Consider the following 2,412-nt stretch of genomic DNA (forward strand, 5'->3'; position numbering starts at 1 on the left):
GGGTTCCCCGTGCATGCACTTAATGCAAAAAGAAAAATAAATAGACTAAATAGAAGCAAATTGTGCCAGCAGCGCCACCGCGCTTGTTTCGCTGAGCGATTCATTCTAGAGCAGCCTCCTGCTTTTTGGGAAGAAGGGAAGAGCGATAGATAGGAATATATCATTATCCTTATTAAGGATAACGCTTTTTTGCGGTCGGATCGCTCGCCACCCCAAAAAGTAACAGGGAAGGCAAGGCGAGGGCAGGCGAGGGCAGCGCACGATGCGCTCCTTCCAGCTCGCCAGCTCGCCTGTTTCTCTCTGGGCCTTCTCCTCTCAGGCGCCTGTCTCTAAGTGAGAGGCTCTTTGCTGACAGGGACCGCTCAGGCCAGGGCTTGCTCCAGATCGGCGAGCAGGTCATCGCCGTCCTCGATACCGACTGAGAGGCGCAACAGCGTATCGGTAATGCCGCGGGCCTCGCGAATCTCCCGAGGGATAGAGCCGTGAGTCATGCTGGCAGGATGGCAGACGAGGGACTCGATGCCTCCCAGGCTCTCCGCCAGGGTGAAGACCTGAAAGCGACGCACCAGGCGATCGACATCTGCCAGGGTTCCCCTGAGCTGGAAAGAGACCATCCCGCCTGGCCCGTGCATCTGGCGCTGAGCCAGGGCGTAGTCTGGGTGTTCACTCAGCCCGGGGTAGTAGACACGCTCGACGCGTGGGTGATCCGCCAGAAAGCGGGCCAGGCGCTTCGCATTGGCCTGGTGTTGCTGCATGCGCACAGCCAAGGTTTTGAGTCCCCGCAGGGTCAGCCAGCAATCGAATGGCGAGGGCACCCCGCCGGCAGCATTCTGATAGAACTTGATCTGCTGATAAATCTCTTCTTGATTGGTAATGACAGCTCCGCCGATCACATCGCTGTGCCCATTGAGATACTTTGTTGTGCTATGGACCACAATATCGGCCCCCAGCTTGAGCGGCTGCTGCAAATAGGGTGTAGCGAAGGTATTGTCGACGACCAGCAGGAGGTTATGCGCATGAGCCACCTCGGCGATGGCGGCGATATCAACCAGGCGTAGTAAGGGATTAGTTGGACTCTCGAGCCAGATCAGCCGTGTCTTAGGCTTAATGTGCTGGGCGTAGGTCGCGGGATCGCTGCCCAGGGGGACATAGTCGCAGTGAATACCGTAGCGGCGTAAAATACGCTCGAAGAGGCGATAGGTCCCGCCATAGAGATCGTCGCAAGCGATCAAGTGCTCACCAGCACTGAGCAAGCTCAGCACTGCGCTCTCTGCGGCCATTCCCGAAGCAAAAGCCAAGCCATACTGACCCTCTTCCAGCGCTGCCAGGCAGGTTTCCAGTGCCTGTCGGGTCGGATTACCCGTACGGGAATATTCAAAGCCCTTGTGTCCTCCGAGGCCTTGCTGAGCGTAAGTAGAGGTTTGAAAAATTGGCGGCATAATAGCGCCCGTGGAGGGATCAGGCTCCTGGCCAGCGTGAATAGCTCGCGTAGCAAATTTCATGATTGCACTCCTTATGCTTGTCGTCTTTCGTTTCCCCCCAGCATAGTGAGGATTGTTCATCATGGTACCTTCTCCCCCGGTGGCTTGACCAGCCCCCTTCGACAGCACCTGTCAAAGGGTGAACCGCTGCAGTTGCATGAGGCCGGTAGGGAGATGCACCAACAGACTGAGCCTTCTCTGTTCTGTGGCGAGAGCGGGCAGGATGGCGGCCTGCAAGAGAGGAGGCGCTTGGTTGACCTCTTTGGCCTTGTCGCGGTACCATACAACAGGGAGTAGAGAAGGAGGGAAAGAGGCTCAGCTCGGCTTTTATGCCTGCTGCCTCATTGAGCCCGGTAGTCTCTATCAAGTGGGGCTGGTCTGATACCACTCTTCAGCCGCTGAAACTACGCTCCACTCCCGTGAACGTTGCGCGACATGTTCAGGCAATAGTAAGGAGGTCTCTCTTATGGCGTCCCTGTACTCAGCCGGCTCTGGCCTGCCCGAAAGGAAGGCAACAGAGGCATCGCAGCCCAGAGAAGGGGCGGGAGTTGTGCTAGTGCATGGCTTGAACGGTAGCCGGTATGACATGCAGGAGCTAGAACTCTATCTGAGAGCGCGTGGCCTGCAGGTCGTCAATCTCCTTCTGCCCGGACACGGCGAAGATGCCACGCGACTGGTCGAGGTAGGCTGGAGAGACTGGGTGGAGGCAGTGCACTCGGCAGTGCAAACGCTCAAAGGTCGTTGCAGAGCAGTATTTCTAGTAGGCCACTCGCTGGGAGGGGCCTTGGCGCTCTACGTGAGTGCACACGAGGCTGTCGATGGCGTTGTGGCGATGTGTGCTCCTCTTCATCTCTATTCCTGGACCTTGCCCTTTATCCGACTAGCTCGTCGGCTCATGCCACGCATCCGCTGGGCCTGGGAAGATATTCGT

Annotated in this window: 2 protein-coding genes; one reads left to right on the forward strand and one right to left on the reverse strand. The window is 57.4% G+C overall.

The annotated features are described in order from the left end of the window. Positions 1 to 362: 362 nt before the first annotated feature. Positions 363 to 1,562, reverse strand: coding sequence for a cystathionine gamma-synthase (locus IRZ24_RS19410; protein ID WP_297168157.1), 1,200 nt, complete (start codon positions 1,560 to 1,562; stop codon positions 363 to 365). 385 nt (positions 1,563 to 1,947) lie between these two features. Here IRZ24_RS19410 and IRZ24_RS19415 point away from each other — a divergent pair. Continuing rightward, on the forward strand, positions 1,948 to 2,412 hold a 465-nt coding region (locus tag IRZ24_RS19415; RefSeq protein WP_297168153.1), incomplete at its 3' end, for an alpha/beta fold hydrolase.

Source organism: Thermogemmatispora sp. (assembly GCF_019683755.1).
GTDB lineage: Bacteria > Chloroflexota > Ktedonobacteria > Ktedonobacterales > Ktedonobacteraceae > Thermogemmatispora.